Source organism: Pseudomonas alvandae, from assembly GCF_019141525.1.
In the GTDB taxonomy this organism is placed as follows: Bacteria; Pseudomonadota; Gammaproteobacteria; order Pseudomonadales; family Pseudomonadaceae; genus Aquipseudomonas; species Aquipseudomonas alvandae.
The window spans coordinates 601,451-617,052 of sequence record NZ_CP077080.1; the positions used below are offsets into that span (position 1 = coordinate 601,451).

Below are 15,602 nucleotides of genomic sequence, written 5' to 3' on the forward strand. Positions count from 1 at the left end.
TTCTGTAAACCCCTGAATTCTGACTATTTTTAGACGAGCTGCAGTTCTGGTGGATGTGGCGCCGCTGGGCGGGGCGCGAGGGGCTTGGTAGCGTGCGGTTGCCTGGCTTGAATCGAGGCAAGCCAAAGCACTTGATGCCCGAGCGCAAAAGGCGCCAGACCCAACCTTTATGCCGGTTTGCTCAACCGCTTATGCACAATCGAAAGGACGTTGCGAGGGATATCTTTCGGTTTTGTGACCACTTTCCCGTTTGTTCGCAAGCTGCTGTTTTTATGGTTTTTTATCCATGTGAACAAAAAATGACCAGCTAAGATTCGATTCAGAAATCGCGGTTTTCTTGGATCCAGGTTTAATTCATCAACAGAGTTATCCACAGCCTGTTTCGCCTCATTAACGCTCTGCCAGCAACAGCAGATTGCGCGGTGTCAGAGGTGTTTCGCAGAAGGTGCCAAGGCGGACGTCGTAGTCGTTCTGATTGAGGAGAAGCGCCCGGTCCAATACCAGCCAAAGCTCCAGCGGCCGACGGAAAAGGCCTCGCACCAATTCCAGGTTACGCACCTCGGCCAAACGCTGATGGCCGGCTGCTTCCAGAGTGGTCCAATCAGGCGTGCCGACTGTGGATAAGTCTTTCAGGGCCGCCAGGTCGGTGCAGTATTGGGCGAAGGATTTTTCCAGCCAGGCGCTGGGCAAGGAGGGGGTGGGCAGGTAGTCGTCGTGCCCTCTGATTTGTCGTTGCAGCAGGTCGAAGCCCAGGCGCCAGGCCATGGATTGGTCCCGCTGTTTTCTTACACGGGCGCCAGCGGTGACGGTTTCGGTCAGCGGTAGGCTGAGATCATCGAGCGACAGGTGTAGGGCAGAGCCTTTGGCGGCGTCGGACAGAGGCTGATATTCCGAGGTGCTGATGCGGTTGTAGCAGCACGGAGCGATAGCCAGTTGTGCACAGCCCGCGCGACTAGCCAGGTGCATCAAGCGTACATGCAGGTCGCCGCAAGCATGCAGGGCGACAGGTGTGTGTTCGCAGTGAAGCGCCTGGTCTGCGTCCGCCGCCAACACGTCCTGTTGCAAGTGTGTGGCGGGCAGGTGGTGGCGTTGGCTCAGTTGTTGGCCGCTGGCGACCAAGGCTGGGTCGTATTCCAGGCAGGTCAGTTGCTGCTCACCGCGCAGTAGACGTCGACCGAGGTGGCCTTTGCCGGCGCACCAATCGAGCCAATGGGTCGGTTGGGTGGTGAAGTGCAGGCAGCTGGCGAACGCTTCGATCTGCTGCCCTTTGCGCCCGGGTACATCGACATTGAGGCGATGGCTTGGCGCTTCCAATACACGGGCTGGTAATTGTGCGACCGCGCTCAGTGTGCGGGAGATAGCGGCCAACTCCGGGAATGGCGCTGGCGCGCCCTCAATCAACCCCGGCTGATGATGGTCGTTTTCCGCAGCTTCCAGCGAGCGCTGGCGTAGCCATCGGGCCAATTTCGGATGGGACGTTTCCCAAGGCAGTTGCAGATGGGTGAACGGACGCGGTTTCCACAATGCCTGATGAGCGGTGAGAAAAACGTCTAGCGCGGTGAAGCGGGCGAGCAATGCCTCGCCCGTCAGCACGTCGCCTTCAGCGTCCTTGGCAGGCATCGACGCGCAACCAGCGTTCCAGCTGCTTGAAGCCTTGCACCAATACGAAGGACATCAGCAGGTAGAACATGCCGGCCGCGAAGAAGATTTCTACCGGCAGGTAGGTCCGGGCAATGATGGTGCGGGCCATGCCGGTGAGCTCCAGCAAGGTCACCGTACTTGCCAGGGCACTGGCCTTGAGCATCAGGATCACTTCGTTGCTGTAGGCCGGGAGGCCGATGCGCGCGGCGCGGGGCAGCATGATGTAGAGCAGCGCCTTGGGCCGCGACATGCCCAGGGCTCGTGCGGCTTCGATTTCGCCACGGGGGATGGCCTGGATCGCGCCGCGCAGGATTTCGGCGATGTAGGCGGCGGTGTGCAGGGTCATGGTGGCCGTGGTGCACCAGAACGGATCCCGCAGGTACGGCCACAATGCGCTGCTGCGCACGGCATCGAACTGTGCCAGCCCGTAATAGACCAGGAACAACTGGACCAACAGCGGCGTGCCACGGAAAAAGAATATGTAGGCGTAGGGCAATGCCCGCACGTACCACAGGCGCGATGAACGGGCGATGCCCAATGGGATCGCCAGCAGCAAGCCAGCGATCACGGCGATGGCCACCAGCTCCAGGGTCAGCGTGGCGCCCTGGGCCAGTTTCGGCAGCCATTTGATGATGACTTCCCAGTTCATTGGTTGCTCCTGGCAAAGCCGCGGGCGGCGCGTTGTTCCAGCAGGTGCATGCCGATCATGGCGATCACCGTCAGGCCCAGGTACATAAGCGCGGCGACCATATAAAAAGTGAACGGTTGCTTGGAAATGGTCACGCCGATTTGCGCGTGACGCATGATTTCTTCCAGGCCGATCACCGAGACCAGCGCGGTGTCCTTCATGAGGATCATGAACAGGTTGCCCAGGCCGGGCAGGGCGATGCGCCACATCTGCGGCAGGATCAACCGGGTAAAGATCCGCCATTTCGACAGGCCCAACGCCACGCCGGCTTCACGGTGCCCCTTGGGTATCGCCAGGATCGCACCGCGAAACACCTCAGTCGCATAGGCGCCAAAGCACAGGCCGAGGGCGATGACGCCGGCGGCGAAGGCGCTGAGGGCAAGGTCGGGGTTGCCGAAATATTCACCCAGGGCACGCATCAGGTTGACGGTGCCGAAGTAGATCAGCAGCACCCAGAGCAATTCCGGAATGCCGCGAACCAGCGTCGAATAGGTGCCGCCGAGCCATTGCAGCGGCTTGTACGGGGAAGTCTTGGCCAAGGCGCCGAGCAGGCCGAGCACGAGCCCCAGGCAAAGGGCCGACAGGGCCAACTTGACCGTCATCAGCGCGCCGGCGGCAAGCGCCGGGCCGAATCCGTATAGGTCGATCATCATGGGTATTTGTTCATATCGCGGCAGGCTTGGCTAAGGACCGGCGCCGCGCAGGAGCGGGCACCGGCCAGGCACGTCAGTATCAATAGATGCTGAACGGGAAGTACTTGTCGTTGATCTTTTTATAGGTGCCGTCGGCAACGATTTCCTTGAGCGCTGCGTTCAGCTTGTTGCGCAGTTCATTGTCACCCTTGCGCACGGCGATGGCGATCTTGTCGCCCTCCACCACCGGGTCACCCTTGAACTCGTAGGCACGACCCGCGTCGGTTTTCAGCCAGTCGTAGTTCACGTATTTGTCCGCCAGGATGGCGTCGAGGCGGCCGGACGTCAGGTCCAGGTAGGCGTTTTCCTGGGTGTCATAGAGCTTGACGGTGATATCGCTGCCCAGCTCGTCTTCCAGCCAGGTGCCGGCGAGGGTCGAGCGCTGTGCACCGATGATCTTGCCTTTGAGGGACTCTTTATCGGTTTTGAATTCGACGTTTTTCGGTGCGATGAATTGCAGCTTGTTGGAGTAGTACGGGTCGGTGAAGTCCACGGCTTGCTTGCGTTCATCGTTGACCGACAGCGAAGAAATCAGGAAATCGAATTTCTTGGCCATCAAGGCCGGAATGATGCCGTCCCAGTCGGACGTGACCACTTCGCACTCGACTTTCATCTTGGCGCACAGCGCGTCACCAATGTCTTTGTCGAAGCCCACGACCTGGCCGCTGGCGTCCTTGTTGTTGAACGGCGGGTAGGCCGCTTCGATGCCCATTTTCAGTTTGTCGGCCGCCATGGCGCTGGCCGAGAAGACCAGGCTGGCGGCAGCAGCCAATAAAAATTTCCTGTAGGTCTGCATAGGTACGGCTCCGTTAGCGGTTGCTGGACATGAATTGTTTGCAGCGCGCCGAAAGCGGGTTCTCGAAGACCTGCTGTGGCGATCCTTGCTCCTCGACCAGGCCCTGGTGCAGGAACACGACTTCGCTGGAGACCTGACGGGCGAAACCCATTTCATGGGTCACCAGCAACATCGTGCGACCCTCTTCGGCCAGGGCGCGGATCACACTAAGTACTTCCTGGACCATTTCCGGGTCAAGGGCGGAAGTCGGCTCGTCGAACAGAATCACTTTGGGCTGCATCGCCAGTGTGCGGGCGATGGCGGCGCGTTGCTGCTGGCCGCCGGACAGTTCGGCCGGGTAGGCATGGCGCTTGTCGGCGATGCCGACCTTGGCCAGCAAGGCCTCGGCGACTTCGATGGCTTCGGCCTTGCTCTGGCCGAGCACTCGGCGCGGGGCTTCGATGATGTTGTCGAGCACGCTCATGTGCGGCCAGAGATTAAAGTTTTGAAATACAAAACCAATCTCGCTGCGCATGCGATTGATCTGCTTGCCGTCGGCGGCCACCAGTTCACCGTTTTTCGCAGCCTTGAGCTTGAGCTCTTCACCTGCCACGAGAATCTGGCCCTGGTTAGGGTTTTCCAACAGGTTGATGCAACGCAGGAGCGTGGATTTGCCGGAGCCGGAGGAACCCAGGATCGAGATCACGTCGCCGTCGCGGGCGGTCAGCGAGACGCCTTTGAGCACCTCCAACTGGCCGTAGCGTTTATGCAGGTTGCGGATTTCAAGCGCGGGCGTGGCCTGGGCCATGTGCGGTCCTCATGATATGTGCTCCCTGGTTGTTGGCAGCCTTCCTGGCGAGGCGGCCAAGCTAGCATGCGTCCGAATGACAGCCAACAGCGCTTCGGACGGTAAGCCGATGATGTGTGGCAGGTTGTCGCATCGACACAGAAGACTGTCGCGCCATCAACAACCGAACGGCTGTTTGAACCATGCACACCGGCGAAATGCCCGGGGAGTCGCGTAAAAAAAGGCGCGATGGTGCCAGCTTTGGGCGGGGGTGGGAAGGGTTAACCGGATGAGCGTCGCCTGCAAGAACGCTATTAGGTTATCCAAGAGCGCATTGGAACATCCCATGATTTTCCAAGAGTCTCGTTGGAGCTGGATCGTATCAAGGCTTTAAAGCCAAGGGAGTCCAATCCTCGACACGCAGTCCGGGCACTCTCTCAAACTCTTTCAGATTATTGGTGACTACGATCAGCCCGAGGGAACGGGCGTGGCCGGCAATCATTTGGTCGTAGGGGCCGATTGGTTTGCCTATTTTGGCCAATTCCGCCCGGATCATTCCGGTGTGTGCTGCGGCGTCATAACCAAAAGGTAAGACCTCAAGTCGTGCACAGAACCCTTCAATGACGCTGAGGTTTTTCTCTGGTGCGGATGATTTTTCTGCACCGTATATCAATTCCATAAGCGTGACGGCGCTGATGCAAAGCTGGCCGTGATGACGAATGAACGCTTCTCTAACGACCTGGGGCTTGTTCTTGATGGTGAAAACACAAATGTTGGTATCGAGCATGAACTTGATCATCAGAAAGACTCACGCTCCTGATCGGCAGGCTGTTCACGCTCTGCCATAAAGTCTGCTGTCGCACTGTCGCCATCGAACCAGCTGTCCCACGCTTCGCCGGCTGGAGTGATGATCCGGGCTCTGCCTATGGCGATTACATCTACCCGTTTGACGTCGCTTGGCATCGCCACTGCCTTGGGTAGCCGGACCGCTTGGCTGCGGTTGCTCATGAAAATGGTAGTTTGTTCCATTTGAAGATCCTTCAATAAATCTATTGGAAGCATAGGTGAATCAAGGGATATGTCAACGGGATATACCTGTTGCGATCCGTCCTAATCGCTAGTCCCAATCGATCTAAACGTTAACGCCTGGCTATGCTCCAAGAAGGACTCATGTGAGTTGTTTCCAAGACCTGGAGTTCTCGCCATGAAGCTCATTCAATATTTTGTAATGCCATTCATCGCCATCAGCGTCCTGCTGTTCCCCCTCGCGCTAGACGCCACCAACCTCACGCCTATCGACAACACGGGCGTCCAGGTCCAGCCCATGCAGCAGAACGGTATCACCTACCTGTCCGGCGGTATCGGCGAGGACGAAGCCCGAGCCATCGGGCAGGCCCAGGGTTACAACCTGCACATGACTTTTGCAATCGGCCCGGAGAACAAGTACGTCCCGGACGTGGACGTGACCGTGCAGAGCGCATCGGGACAGACATTGCTGACGCTCAGCGATGCAGGGCCGCTGGTGTATGTGCAACTGCCACCGGGCAGGTACAGTGTGGTGGCGACGCGTAACGGCGAAGAGCGTCGCGACACCGCCGAGGTAGGCAGCGGGGCCGCGCGCAATCTGGTGTTCCATTGGAACAGCAGTGAATAGCAGGCCGGTTTATTCGCTGGCCGATGTTTCCATCGATTGGCGATAACGGTCCAGCGCCTCGCTGAAATCCTTGATGAACTCCGGCGTGCTGAGCCAGCGCTGTGCTGTCTCACGGTCCATGTCGTCGGCCCACATGCGGTAGTCGACGAGCATGTCGGCGGCCAGGTTGGTGGCGGCCATGCTTTCGTTTTCGGCGTTCTTCAGGTCCAACAGGCCTGGCCGCTCGATGATCATTTCGCTGACGTTTGCCAGCAACGTGTCGAGCATCTCGCTACGGCTGATGGCCTCGGCTTCGCGCAGCTTGGCAAACAGCTCCAACACGTAGACGGGGGGCTGGGCGGTGGCGTGAGCCGGATCGCCATACATCGGGATGGATTTGCGCCCGGTCATGCGGATCTGCTTGGCTTTGTCTTTGGCACGCTTGGCGCGTTTCTGCTGTTTGTTCAGTGAGGCCATTGGGCTTCGGTTTCCAATTCGTTAAGGGACGGTGCCCGGCTCAATCGATTTTCGGCACGGTGAAGCGGAATTCGCTGCCCTTGCCTGGCTGGCTTTCGGCATGCAGTTTACCGCCATGCGCCTGGACAATCCCCTTGGAAATGTACAACCCCAGCCCGGTACCGTTGGGGTTGCCTTCCTTGGTGGTCCAGTAGCGATCGAAAACATGAGGCAGCTGTTCTGGCGCGATGCCTTCCCCGGTGTCGCGAACGCTGAACACGATTTCATTGCCCACCGACATTGCGCTGACGCCCACGCGACCTTGTTGCGGCGTGAATTTGATCGCATTGCCGATGAGATTGGACAGCACCTGGAACAGCCGCTCCGGGTCGGCGTTGATCTTCAGGTTGGGTTCGGCCTGGAAAGAGATGTCGATGGCCTTGGCGGAGGCCAGCGGCGAGAGCAATGAACACGCGTCCTCGAATATCTGGCTGACGTCCGTTGGCTTGGGACGGATGGTGTAGCGCCCGGCGTCGATGCGCGAGGTGTCGAGCAGATCCTCCAGCAACGCGTTCATGCGACTGGTGGCCTGTTGCATGGTGTCGATGGCCGAGGCAATTCGCTTTGAACTGTGGGAACCGTCGGAACTGAAGGCCTTTTGCATCATGCCGCAGAGCATGGAAATGACCGTCATCGGGCTGCGCAGGTCATGGGAGACGACGGCCACCAGGTCATCGCGCGTTTGCACCGCCTGGCGCTCCTTGCGCACTTGTCGGGCCAGGTCGTTTTCCAGGGCCGAGCGACGCAGGTCGTTGGCGGCGAACAGATCCCCGTGGCTCCATTTGGTGCTGATGCCGTCCATCTCGACTTTCCATATCTCGAATGACGTGCGCGGTCGCAGGCGCATACCGGCCTCGCTGGTTTCCAGGTCGAGGGGTTTTTGTGGGTCGCCGCTCCAATTGATGGTCTGCTTCACTTCGGGGCGGAACCAAAGCACGCCATTTTCCACGGGCTTGGGCAAATGAATCGCCAGTACGCCGCTTGCCACATCCTGATAGGCCTTGGCTGGTGCGAAAACGCTGCCCAGGTTGTGGTGGGAGAAGGTCGGCTGGCCTGTTTCCATGATCCACTTGTGTAACTCGCGGATTTGCTCCGGTTCCGGGCATTGGCCGTGGCGATGCAGCTTGTTGTCTTCGAGAATCGCTACGCCGTGGGCGCCTGTAAGGTTCATCAGTCGTTGCGGTTCGCGGCACAAACCGTCGAAAACGTTTTCGCTGGACTCGGCCATGACGGTGGCAAGCGCCTGTAGATCTTCGAGCTTGGCGTCCCGTTGGCGGGTCAGCTCAAGGGCTTCCATGGCGCTGATCTGCAGCGACAGGATCTGGCCGATGGTCTGGCACGCCATGCGCATTTCGTGGGGCACAAGCAGCGGCTGGCGATTACCGCAACTGATCAGCCCCCACAAACGCTCGCCTTTCATCAGCGAAATGCTCATGGATGACAGCACGCCCATGTTCTTCATGTATTGACGGTGGATCGGCGAGACGCTGCGCAAGGTGGAAAAGCTCAGGTCCAGTGGCGCCTGGGTATCGGGGCGCAGCTCGGGCACCAGCGGTACCGGCGCATAGTCGGCGTTGGGGATGATGCGCAGCCAGTTGGTCCGGTACAGCTCACGGGCCTGTTCCGGAATGTCCGACGCAGGAAAAAACAAGCCCTTGTAGAGTTCCATCGACGGCGCGCTGGCCTCGGCGATGACTTGGCCGTGGCCTTCTTCCTCGAAGCGATAGATCAGCACGCGGTCGTAGCCGGTCATGGCCTGGATTTCGCGCACGCTGATTTCGTAGAGGGCCTGGAGGGTTTTTGCGCTTTGCAGGCGCTGCAGCATGCGGCCCAGGTTGGCCTCGCCGCTGACTCCCTCGGGACGGTAGTCGCTCAGGTGTTGTTCCAGTTCAACGATCAGCGCGCCCTGATGGCGGTGCACCAGGGCATCAAAGCGCTGCTGGTTTGCGACGATGGCCACCGGCGCGCTGTCGCTTTCCGGGGCGGTGCGACAGGCAGCGAGGATCGCCTCTGCCTGCTCCAGGCCCAACAATGCATCCAGCGTCTGGCCCAACAGCCTGTGGGGATCGTGGCCCATCAACTGCAATACGTTGGCGCTGACCTGGCGGATCGTGAAGTCGGGCTCCGACAGCATCAACAACACGCCATGAGGCTGGATGGCCCCGGGGAAGCGGATCGGTTCGTCTGCGCAATTGGCCAGCAGTTCTTCGAAGACTTCCTTGTTTTCCGGGGTCATGACAATACCTTTTGGCTGTCCAGCCAGCGTTCGAAATAAGTAAAGGTCGCCTTGGCGGCGTGTGTGACTTCGAGCGTCTGCGCCTCGCCAAGGTTCCTGTCGTCCAGGTACTGCAGGAAATCCTTCCAGCGCCGGCCGGTGAGTTCGCCATAGACGTTGAGAAAGGCCGCCCCGCTGGACGCATCAAGACCGAGCTGCTCGGCCATTCTGCGCCGCAGGACCTGCCCGCCGAGAGTCGCCCCTTCCAGCACATAGGAAACGCCAAGGGCGGCTGCCCGGGAATCGATCTGCGGCAGCTCCCGGCAAACAGGAAGCGCCTCGATAGCGGCAGCGTCCATGCCCAGCGCGATGAGGTCGGCGCGTAACACCGGGAGCTTGATGCGCTGGGATTGATCCAGCCCGCTCGGAATCAGCGCCAACATCTGAAGCCGTTGCTCCAATGGCTGATAAAAACCGTAATAGGCCGCCATCAGGCGTCGGTACAGATCCAGGTTCAGCTGGCGCGAGAAAAACGGCAGGCGTTTCTCCAGGGCAACATGCAATTCAGCGGTTTCAGTCCGCAATGCCAGGATCAACGAAGGGTTAGGGGTGACCGGTGGCATGCAGGACGAAGCTCGTTGAATGGCGCGTTGCTGAAAAAAAACGCGTCAATGTTACATGGGTTTTTCGAGTCTGCGGTCATCAGCATCGTTCTGATTTTTCAGGTCGCCGCGTCCGATGGTCCTTGCACCAATCGCACCCTTTCGCGATCCAGCGCCTGGCGTAGTTCTTCTTCGGTGGGGAGCACTGTTTGGTACTGGCTGGCAAACAGTTGCTCGTTTCCCTGCAGTACGGAATAGCGCACCACCGACTCATCCTTCTGGGCGCAAAGAATGATGCCGACGGTGGGTTTGTCGTCGGGGCCGCGCCTGAGGTCATCGTAAAGCCGGACGTACATGTCCATCTGGCCAATGTCCTGGTGGGTGAGCTCGCCACGCTTGAGGTCGACGATGACAAAGCACTTGAGCACGTAGTTGTAGAAAACCAGGTCGAGATAGAAATCCTTGCTTTCGGTACTGATGCGCTGTTGACGGGCAACGAAGGCGAAACCTTTGCCAAGCTCCAGAAGAAAGCCCTGCAGTTGATCGATCAAGGCTTGTTCCAGATCGGTTTCCTGAAGCATGCCGGCGTTGGGCAGGCCGAGGAATTCCAGCACCACCGGATCCCTGACGATGTCCCTGGGGCCAAAATCCAGTTTCCCTATATTGGTGATTGCTTCCTGCTCCACCGCACGTCGGTCGCGGCTTGCCAGGAGGCGCTCGTAATAGAACGTGCCAATCTGGCGTTCCAGGGCGCGGGTGGACCAGTTTTGGGTGGCGGTTTCGTTCATGTACCAATGGCGGGTGCTGTCGCGTTCTATGCGTAGAAGCGTCCGGTAATGAGTCCAGCTCAATTCGGTACGCACTGCGTTCCAAATTGGAAACTTTTGATAAAAGTCCCGCATGTGGCGCAGGTTGCGTTCATCAAACCCTTTCCCAAACCGCGCCGTCAGCACCTTCGCCAAAGACGGCAGCAACTTTGCTCCGTAGACCGCTCGTTCGGCTCCTCCTTGCTCGAATTCGATGATGTGCCGGCCGATCTGCCAGCAGGTCTGGACCTGGAGGGTATCCACGGCTCGCAGGACTTTCTGGCGTGCCTGGCGAATCAGCTCGCCGAGTTCGTTGATCAAGGGGACGAGCTGCGGGTCTTCCTGGGGCAGTGACGAGGTCATCGAGGTGTCCAGCCATTGAGAGGGGGGCGGACCAGAAGGATGCTTCAAAGCAAGTTTCGATGATGCCAGACGAGGCTGATTGCTTAGGTGGAAAAGACGCGGATTCGTGCAGGACGGTTTTGACGCGACCTGAGATCGGTTAACCCGGCGTGTGGGAAAAGATCCTTAGAGATTGTCATCCACCGCCAACGCTTTCATTGCGAAAGCGCTGGCGGCGTGATGATCAGTCCTGGCCTAGAGTAAGCGCCTGGGACGCAGCCACGTAATCGGCCTGGAATGGCTTGCTTTCCACCCAATCCAGCGCGGCCTGTTCGTCGACTCCGGTGGTCAGGCGACGGTATTCGATCAATGCGGTAATGATGAAGTCGGTCGCTTCTTCCTCACCTTCCTGTTCCAGCACGAGCGCCAGCAGTGGGTGCGCCAGGAATGCTTCGCACATCGCCTGCTGACTGACCTTTTCGGCGGCGCTCATGATTCGGAACAAATCTGACAAGTCCACGGTTTCCAGATCGATGCGTTCATCGTTCGGGTCCAGGAAATCGTTCGGCGCAGCAGCTCGCTGAATGCGGTTCTTCTTGGCTTTCGCCTTGGCGCGCTGGTTGCGTTTCTGCTGCTTGTTCGCCGATGACATGGTCGGATTCCTGATGAATAAGGCTGCTTATCCTACAGCTTCATGGCGAACGCTTCGAATCTCAATCGACTATGAAGAGCGTGGCCCCAGGTGAGGTCGAGGAGCGATGGGGCTCGGCCTGGTCGGCCACTTGGTAGCTCATGCCTGGCTTGAGCAGAAATTGCCGGCCATCTTCGAGCTCGGTGTTCAACTCACCCTTGAGGCAAAACAGGATGTGGCCCTTGGTGCACCAATGATCGGCCAAGTAACCCGCCGTGTACTCCACCATCCGCACCCGGATGTTCCCGAATTGCTGCGTGCGCCAATAGGCGGTCCCGGTGATGCCTTTATGTTCGGTGGGCTCGATCGTTGACCAATCGGTGGTGCCGAAGGGGATGCCGGTGATATCCATGGCGACTCGCTTGCGAGGAGGGGAGCGGACGAATGTAGCGGAGTCGCCCGGCCACAGGAAAGAAAATCACAGGCAATAAAAAACCCCGATCAATTTCTTGATCGGGGTTTTCGGTATTTGGTGCCCAGAGACGGAATCGAACCGCCGACACGGGGATTTTCAATCCCCTGCTCTACCGACTGAGCTATCTGGGCAACGGGGCGCATTAAACGGGTTTTTCAGGGGGGCGTCAAGCGAGTTATCAAAAAATATTTAATTATTACCGTCGCTTACGATTCGCCCCCGCGCTGGACGGCTTATTCGGACGGCGGCACGTAGCCTTCCGCCTTGGCGTATTCTTCGCCGGAAAAGAACTTTTCCATCTCGCCTTGAAGGTACTTGCGGTCTTCGGCGTTCATCATGTTCAGGCGTTTTTCGTTGATCAGCAGTGTCTGGTGTTTCTGCCAGTCGCCCCAGGCCTTGGCCGAAACGTTGTCGTAGATGTCCTGGCCCTTGGCGCCGGGGAATGGTGCGCGCTCCAGGCCTTCCAGTTGTTCTTTGTACTTGCGGCACATGATGGTGCGGGTCATTGCAACTCTCCTGCGTTCAATACGGCGGCCGCGCGTTCAAGCAACGTCTTGACCGGGGTAGCTAGGCCCAGGCGCGGCGGGGTGGCGAGGTTATACCAGAGCCAGTCGGCCTCGGCCACGTGATGGCCGGTTTCCCGGACCCGGACCAGCCAGGGTTCGATGGCCAGCTGGAAATGGCTGAAAGTGTGTATCAGGCTCGGCATTGCCTGTTGCTGGCCCAGCTCCAAGGCATGTTGCGAGGCCAGATGTTGCAGATCCTCCAGGTCGTCGAGCTCCGGCAGGCTCCACAATCCACCCCACAGACCGGTGGAAGGACGGCGATAAAGCAAGATGGCGCCCTCGCGGTTAGCCAGCATGGGCATCAAGGTGCGCTTCTTCGGCACTTCCTTGCGCGGCTTGGGAATCGGATAACGGGTTTCCAGGCCCAGCATGTGTGCTTCACAGCCCTGTTTCAGCGGGCAGAGCAGGCAACTGGGCTTGCTGCGGGTGCAGAGTGTGGCGCCCAGGTCCATCATCGCCTGGGTGTAGGCGTTGACGCGATCCTGTGGGGTGAAGCGCTCGGCAGTCGCCCATAGCTGTTTCGCCACCTTGGGCTCGCCCGGGTAGCCTTCCTGGGCGGTGAAGCGCGCTAGCACCCGCTTGACGTTGCCATCGAGGATCGGCGCCCGCAGGCCCATGCTGATGCTGGCGATAGCGCCTGCGGTGGACAGGCCGATTCCCGGCAGTTCGGTGAGTTTTTCCACGTCCCGGGGGAATTCGCCACCGTATTGCTCGACAACGATTTTCGCGGATTTCTGCAGGTTGCGTGCACGAGTGTAATAACCCAGTCCGGTCCACAGGTGCAGCACTTCATCCTCCGGCGCGGCGGCGAGGGCTTCGACGGTGGGCAGCGCGGCCATGAAACGATCGAAATAACCGAGCACGGTGCTGACCTGGGTCTGCTGCAACATGATCTCCGAGACCCACACCCGATAGGGGTTGATGCCTTGTTGCCAAGGCAGGTCATGGCGTCCGTGATGGTCGAACCAATCCAGTACGGCGGTGGAAAACTGCTCGGATGTCATCGCTTGAACAGCCCCTTGAGCGCGTCTTTCAGCTCGGGACTGACCTTGTCGCCCAGCTTCTCATCGATCTTGTCGCCGAGACGATCGCCGGCCAGTTTTGCCGCGACCTTGCCCAGCCCGTCGTTGTCCAGGCGGCACGCCTTCGCACCCAGCTCCAGTGGGCCACGGCAGCGCAACGGCCATTCGACGTCGACGTAGCGTTCGTTGACCTGGCAGGCCGGGTCGGGCATGTCGCTCTTGTCGCCTTCGACGATGACCCCGACGCGGTAGTCCATGCCCAGCACGCGCAGGTCGATGTCGCCATTGCCGTTGACGGTCATGCCGGGGATGCGCACTTTCAGGTCCGGGTTGCTGGCAACGCCGTTGTTGAACGTGAGGTTACCGTTGAGCTGCCGGAACGGCGTGTCCTTGCCTCGCGGTTCGCCGCTGAGCGTCTTGCGGTTCAGCGTGGCGATGCCTTTGCACAATTGCTGCTCAAGGTTGGCGTTGAGCAGCACGCCGTCGTTGATGACGAATCCGGCGTTGCCGTTGAGGCTGTCGATCAGGGCCTTCTGACTGTTGCCATTGGCGGTTATTGCGCTGTTGAGCGTGACCAGTCCCTTGACGGGTGGATTCTTGCCCTGGCTTTCGATGATCTTTTCAGCCGGCACCCGGTTGATCTTGGTTTGCAGGCCCAGCTGTGGCGTGGGCTGGCGGACGTCCAACGTGCCCTTGGCCTCGAAGTTGCCGCTGTACAGGTCGCCCCGCAGATTCTCCAGGGTCAGCAGACCGCCTTGGCCAGAGGCCTTGAGGGCGGCATTCTGGATCGGCAGCTTGTCGAGGGTCAGCTGGCCGAAGGTCAGGTCGGCATCGATATCCAGCTTGCTCAGGCGCTCCACCGGGAACAGCCGGTCATTGCTCCAGGCGCCCTGGGTCGGGGCGCTGGGCAGCGGGGTGCTGCCAGCACCGGCCATGGCGCTGGCCTCGGTGTTGCTGACTTCCGCTTCACGGGCTGCCTTGGCGCTGTCGGCTTCGGCGGACTTGGGTGGCAAGTAGCGATCGACATTGAAGGTGTCGGCCTTGAGCTGCGCGCGAAGCGACTGCTTGGCGAAATCCTCCACGGCGATACGGCCGCTGAAGTTGCTTTCATCCAGTTTGAGATTGATGTCGTTGAATTCGACGCTGGTTGGCGTGGCTGCAACGCGGCTCGCCAGTTCGACCTTGGTCAGGCTGCCTTCCGCCATGGCCGGGAGTTTCTGACCGACACTGTCGACGAAACTTGCGAGGTCGAACTGGGCGATCGAAATGCCGCCGTTCAGTTGCGGCGTCTTGTCGAGATCGTTGACTTTCAGCTCGCCCAACGCGCGCAACTGGTTAAGGGAAAGCTTGATGCCGGTCCATTCCGCGACATTTGCCGCTCGGTCCAGGGACAATTGGCCTTGGGCTGCGAAACTGACTGTCTTGCCCTGCAGCGGATCGCCGGTGGCTTCGCCGGACAACTTCAGGTCTTCGAATCGATAGCGCTGCACGGCGCGTTCGAAGCGCAGCTCGCCGGTCATTTCGGTGCGCACGCGCACGGCGGGCTGGTTGCTCGACAGGAACGCCGTGAGGGTGACCGGGATGTTGGTCGAGTCATGGACCGGGCCGGTGCTCAACTGGATACTTTCGGCAGTGAACTGTTTGCCGGTCTGTTCGTCGGTGTACTCGACCCGGGCGTTGTTGACGGTCAGGCTGTCGATGTCCAGGCGCGTCGGCTGCGCGGGTTTTTCTGCAGGTGCGTTGGCCGGTGGGGCGGGCTGTTCGACCGGCGTCGGCGCGTCCTTGGTTGGCGCGGACGCGGGCGCCTTGCCGATGTCCTGCCAGTTACCGTGGCCATTCTTGTCACGGTTGAGGCGCAGGTTCAGGCCTTCGACCCGGACATCGCTCATCTGCACTTCGCGGCGCAGCAACGGCATGACCCGCACCGACAGGCCGAGCATCTGCAAGTCGGCGAAAGGCTGCGTCGGATTGGCCAGGGTGGCGACGCTGGCTTCGTGCAGTTCCAGGCCCAGCCATGGGAACAGACTCCAGCCAATATCCCCATTGAGCGTCAGCTCGATGTGGGCTTTGTCGCGGGCTATCTGGCGAATTTCTTCCTTGTAGTCGTTGGGATCGAAGAGGTGGGTCAGGGCAAAGCCCAGGGCCACGATGATCAGCAACAGCCCGAGAAGTACCAGACCCAGGATTTTGCCGAACGCTTTCATGGGCGAA

The 15,602-nt window shown here is 59.6% G+C and carries 17 protein-coding genes and 1 tRNA gene; 1 reads left to right on the top strand and 17 read right to left on the bottom strand.

Features of this window, described 5'->3' with window-relative positions:
* Nucleotides 1–390: 390 nt before the first annotated feature.
* The 7 genes from KSS97_RS02645 to vapB all read right to left on the bottom strand — a co-directional run bounded on the left by KSS97_RS02645 (nucleotide 391) and on the right by vapB (nucleotide 5,612).
* On the bottom strand, nucleotides 391–1,620 hold the full coding sequence (locus KSS97_RS02645; RefSeq protein WP_217861040.1) for a methyltransferase: 1,230 nt from the start codon (nucleotides 1,618–1,620) through the stop codon (nucleotides 391–393).
* On the bottom strand, nucleotides 1,601–2,290 hold the full coding sequence (locus tag KSS97_RS02650) for an ABC transporter permease (protein ID WP_030141498.1): 690 nt from the start codon (nucleotides 2,288–2,290) through the stop codon (nucleotides 1,601–1,603). Before KSS97_RS02650 ends, KSS97_RS02645 begins: the two co-directional genes overlap by 20 nt.
* Nucleotides 2,287–2,982 (bottom strand): ABC transporter permease, encoded by a 696-nt coding sequence (locus tag KSS97_RS02655; protein ID WP_198797081.1) that lies wholly within the window; start codon nucleotides 2,980–2,982, stop codon nucleotides 2,287–2,289. Before KSS97_RS02655 ends, KSS97_RS02650 begins: the two co-directional genes overlap by 4 nt.
* Before the next feature lie 79 nt (nucleotides 2,983–3,061).
* Nucleotides 3,062–3,817 carry an ABC transporter substrate-binding protein gene (locus KSS97_RS02660; RefSeq protein ID WP_030141496.1) on the bottom strand — a complete coding sequence of 252 codons (756 nt, stop codon included), beginning with the start codon at nucleotides 3,815–3,817 and terminating at the stop codon, nucleotides 3,062–3,064.
* 13 nt (nucleotides 3,818–3,830) lie between these two features.
* Complete coding sequence (locus KSS97_RS02665; RefSeq protein WP_217861041.1) at nucleotides 3,831–4,604, bottom strand: ABC transporter ATP-binding protein; 774 nt, start codon at nucleotides 4,602–4,604, stop codon at nucleotides 3,831–3,833.
* A gap of 361 nt (nucleotides 4,605–4,965) precedes the next feature.
* Nucleotides 4,966–5,382 carry a type II toxin-antitoxin system tRNA(fMet)-specific endonuclease VapC gene (vapC, locus tag KSS97_RS02670; RefSeq protein WP_030141494.1) on the bottom strand — a complete coding sequence of 139 codons (417 nt, stop codon included), beginning with the start codon at nucleotides 5,380–5,382 and terminating at the stop codon, nucleotides 4,966–4,968.
* Nucleotides 5,382–5,612: a type II toxin-antitoxin system VapB family antitoxin gene (gene vapB, locus KSS97_RS02675; RefSeq protein WP_217861042.1), complete on the bottom strand. Its 231-nt coding sequence runs from the start codon at nucleotides 5,610–5,612 to the stop codon at nucleotides 5,382–5,384. Before vapB ends, vapC begins: the two co-directional genes overlap by 1 nt.
* Nucleotides 5,613–5,787: 175 nt before the next feature.
* Here vapB and KSS97_RS02680 point away from each other — a divergent pair, with 175 nt between their 5' ends.
* The gene (locus KSS97_RS02680) at nucleotides 5,788–6,237 is read left to right on the top strand and encodes a carboxypeptidase regulatory-like domain-containing protein (RefSeq protein ID WP_217861043.1); all 450 of its coding nucleotides are present in this window, start codon (nucleotides 5,788–5,790) and stop codon (nucleotides 6,235–6,237) included.
* 9 nt (nucleotides 6,238–6,246) lie between these two features.
* Here KSS97_RS02680 and KSS97_RS02685 read toward each other — a convergent pair whose 3' ends face one another.
* The 10 genes from KSS97_RS02685 to KSS97_RS02730 form a co-directional block, all read right to left on the bottom strand.
* Nucleotides 6,247–6,693, bottom strand: coding sequence for a hypothetical protein (locus tag KSS97_RS02685; RefSeq protein WP_030141491.1), 447 nt, complete (start codon nucleotides 6,691–6,693; stop codon nucleotides 6,247–6,249).
* Nucleotides 6,694–6,733: 40 nt separating this feature from the next.
* On the bottom strand, nucleotides 6,734–8,968 hold the full coding sequence (locus KSS97_RS02690; protein ID WP_217861044.1) for an ATP-binding protein: 2,235 nt from the start codon (nucleotides 8,966–8,968) through the stop codon (nucleotides 6,734–6,736).
* Complete coding sequence (locus tag KSS97_RS02695; RefSeq protein ID WP_217861045.1) at nucleotides 8,965–9,570, bottom strand: biliverdin-producing heme oxygenase; 606 nt, start codon at nucleotides 9,568–9,570, stop codon at nucleotides 8,965–8,967. Before KSS97_RS02695 ends, KSS97_RS02690 begins: the two co-directional genes overlap by 4 nt.
* A 98-nt stretch (nucleotides 9,571–9,668) precedes the next feature.
* A complete protein-coding gene (locus KSS97_RS02700) occupies nucleotides 9,669–10,718 on the bottom strand; it encodes a PDDEXK nuclease domain-containing protein (protein WP_217861046.1) in 1,050 nt (349 codons plus the stop codon).
* A gap of 223 nt (nucleotides 10,719–10,941) precedes the next feature.
* Nucleotides 10,942–11,349, bottom strand: coding sequence for a hypothetical protein (locus KSS97_RS02705; protein ID WP_030141487.1), 408 nt, complete (start codon nucleotides 11,347–11,349; stop codon nucleotides 10,942–10,944).
* Nucleotides 11,350–11,410: 61 nt separating this feature from the next.
* The gene (locus KSS97_RS02710; RefSeq protein ID WP_030141486.1) at nucleotides 11,411–11,740 is read right to left on the bottom strand and encodes a DHCW motif cupin fold protein; all 330 of its coding nucleotides are present in this window, start codon (nucleotides 11,738–11,740) and stop codon (nucleotides 11,411–11,413) included.
* Between the two features lie 118 nt (nucleotides 11,741–11,858).
* A tRNA-Phe gene (locus KSS97_RS02715) sits at nucleotides 11,859–11,934 on the bottom strand.
* A gap of 102 nt (nucleotides 11,935–12,036) precedes the next feature.
* The gene (locus tag KSS97_RS02720) at nucleotides 12,037–12,309 is read right to left on the bottom strand and encodes an oxidative damage protection protein (protein WP_030141485.1); all 273 of its coding nucleotides are present in this window, start codon (nucleotides 12,307–12,309) and stop codon (nucleotides 12,037–12,039) included.
* Nucleotides 12,306–13,373, bottom strand: a complete 1,068-nt coding sequence (gene mutY / locus KSS97_RS02725) for an A/G-specific adenine glycosylase (protein ID WP_217861047.1) — start codon at nucleotides 13,371–13,373, stop codon at nucleotides 12,306–12,308. The genes KSS97_RS02720 and mutY overlap by 4 nt, the downstream gene beginning before the upstream one ends.
* Complete coding sequence (locus tag KSS97_RS02730) at nucleotides 13,370–15,595, bottom strand: AsmA family protein (RefSeq protein WP_198797087.1); 2,226 nt, start codon at nucleotides 15,593–15,595, stop codon at nucleotides 13,370–13,372. The genes mutY and KSS97_RS02730 overlap by 4 nt, the downstream gene beginning before the upstream one ends.
* Between the last annotated feature and the right edge of the window lie 7 nt (nucleotides 15,596–15,602).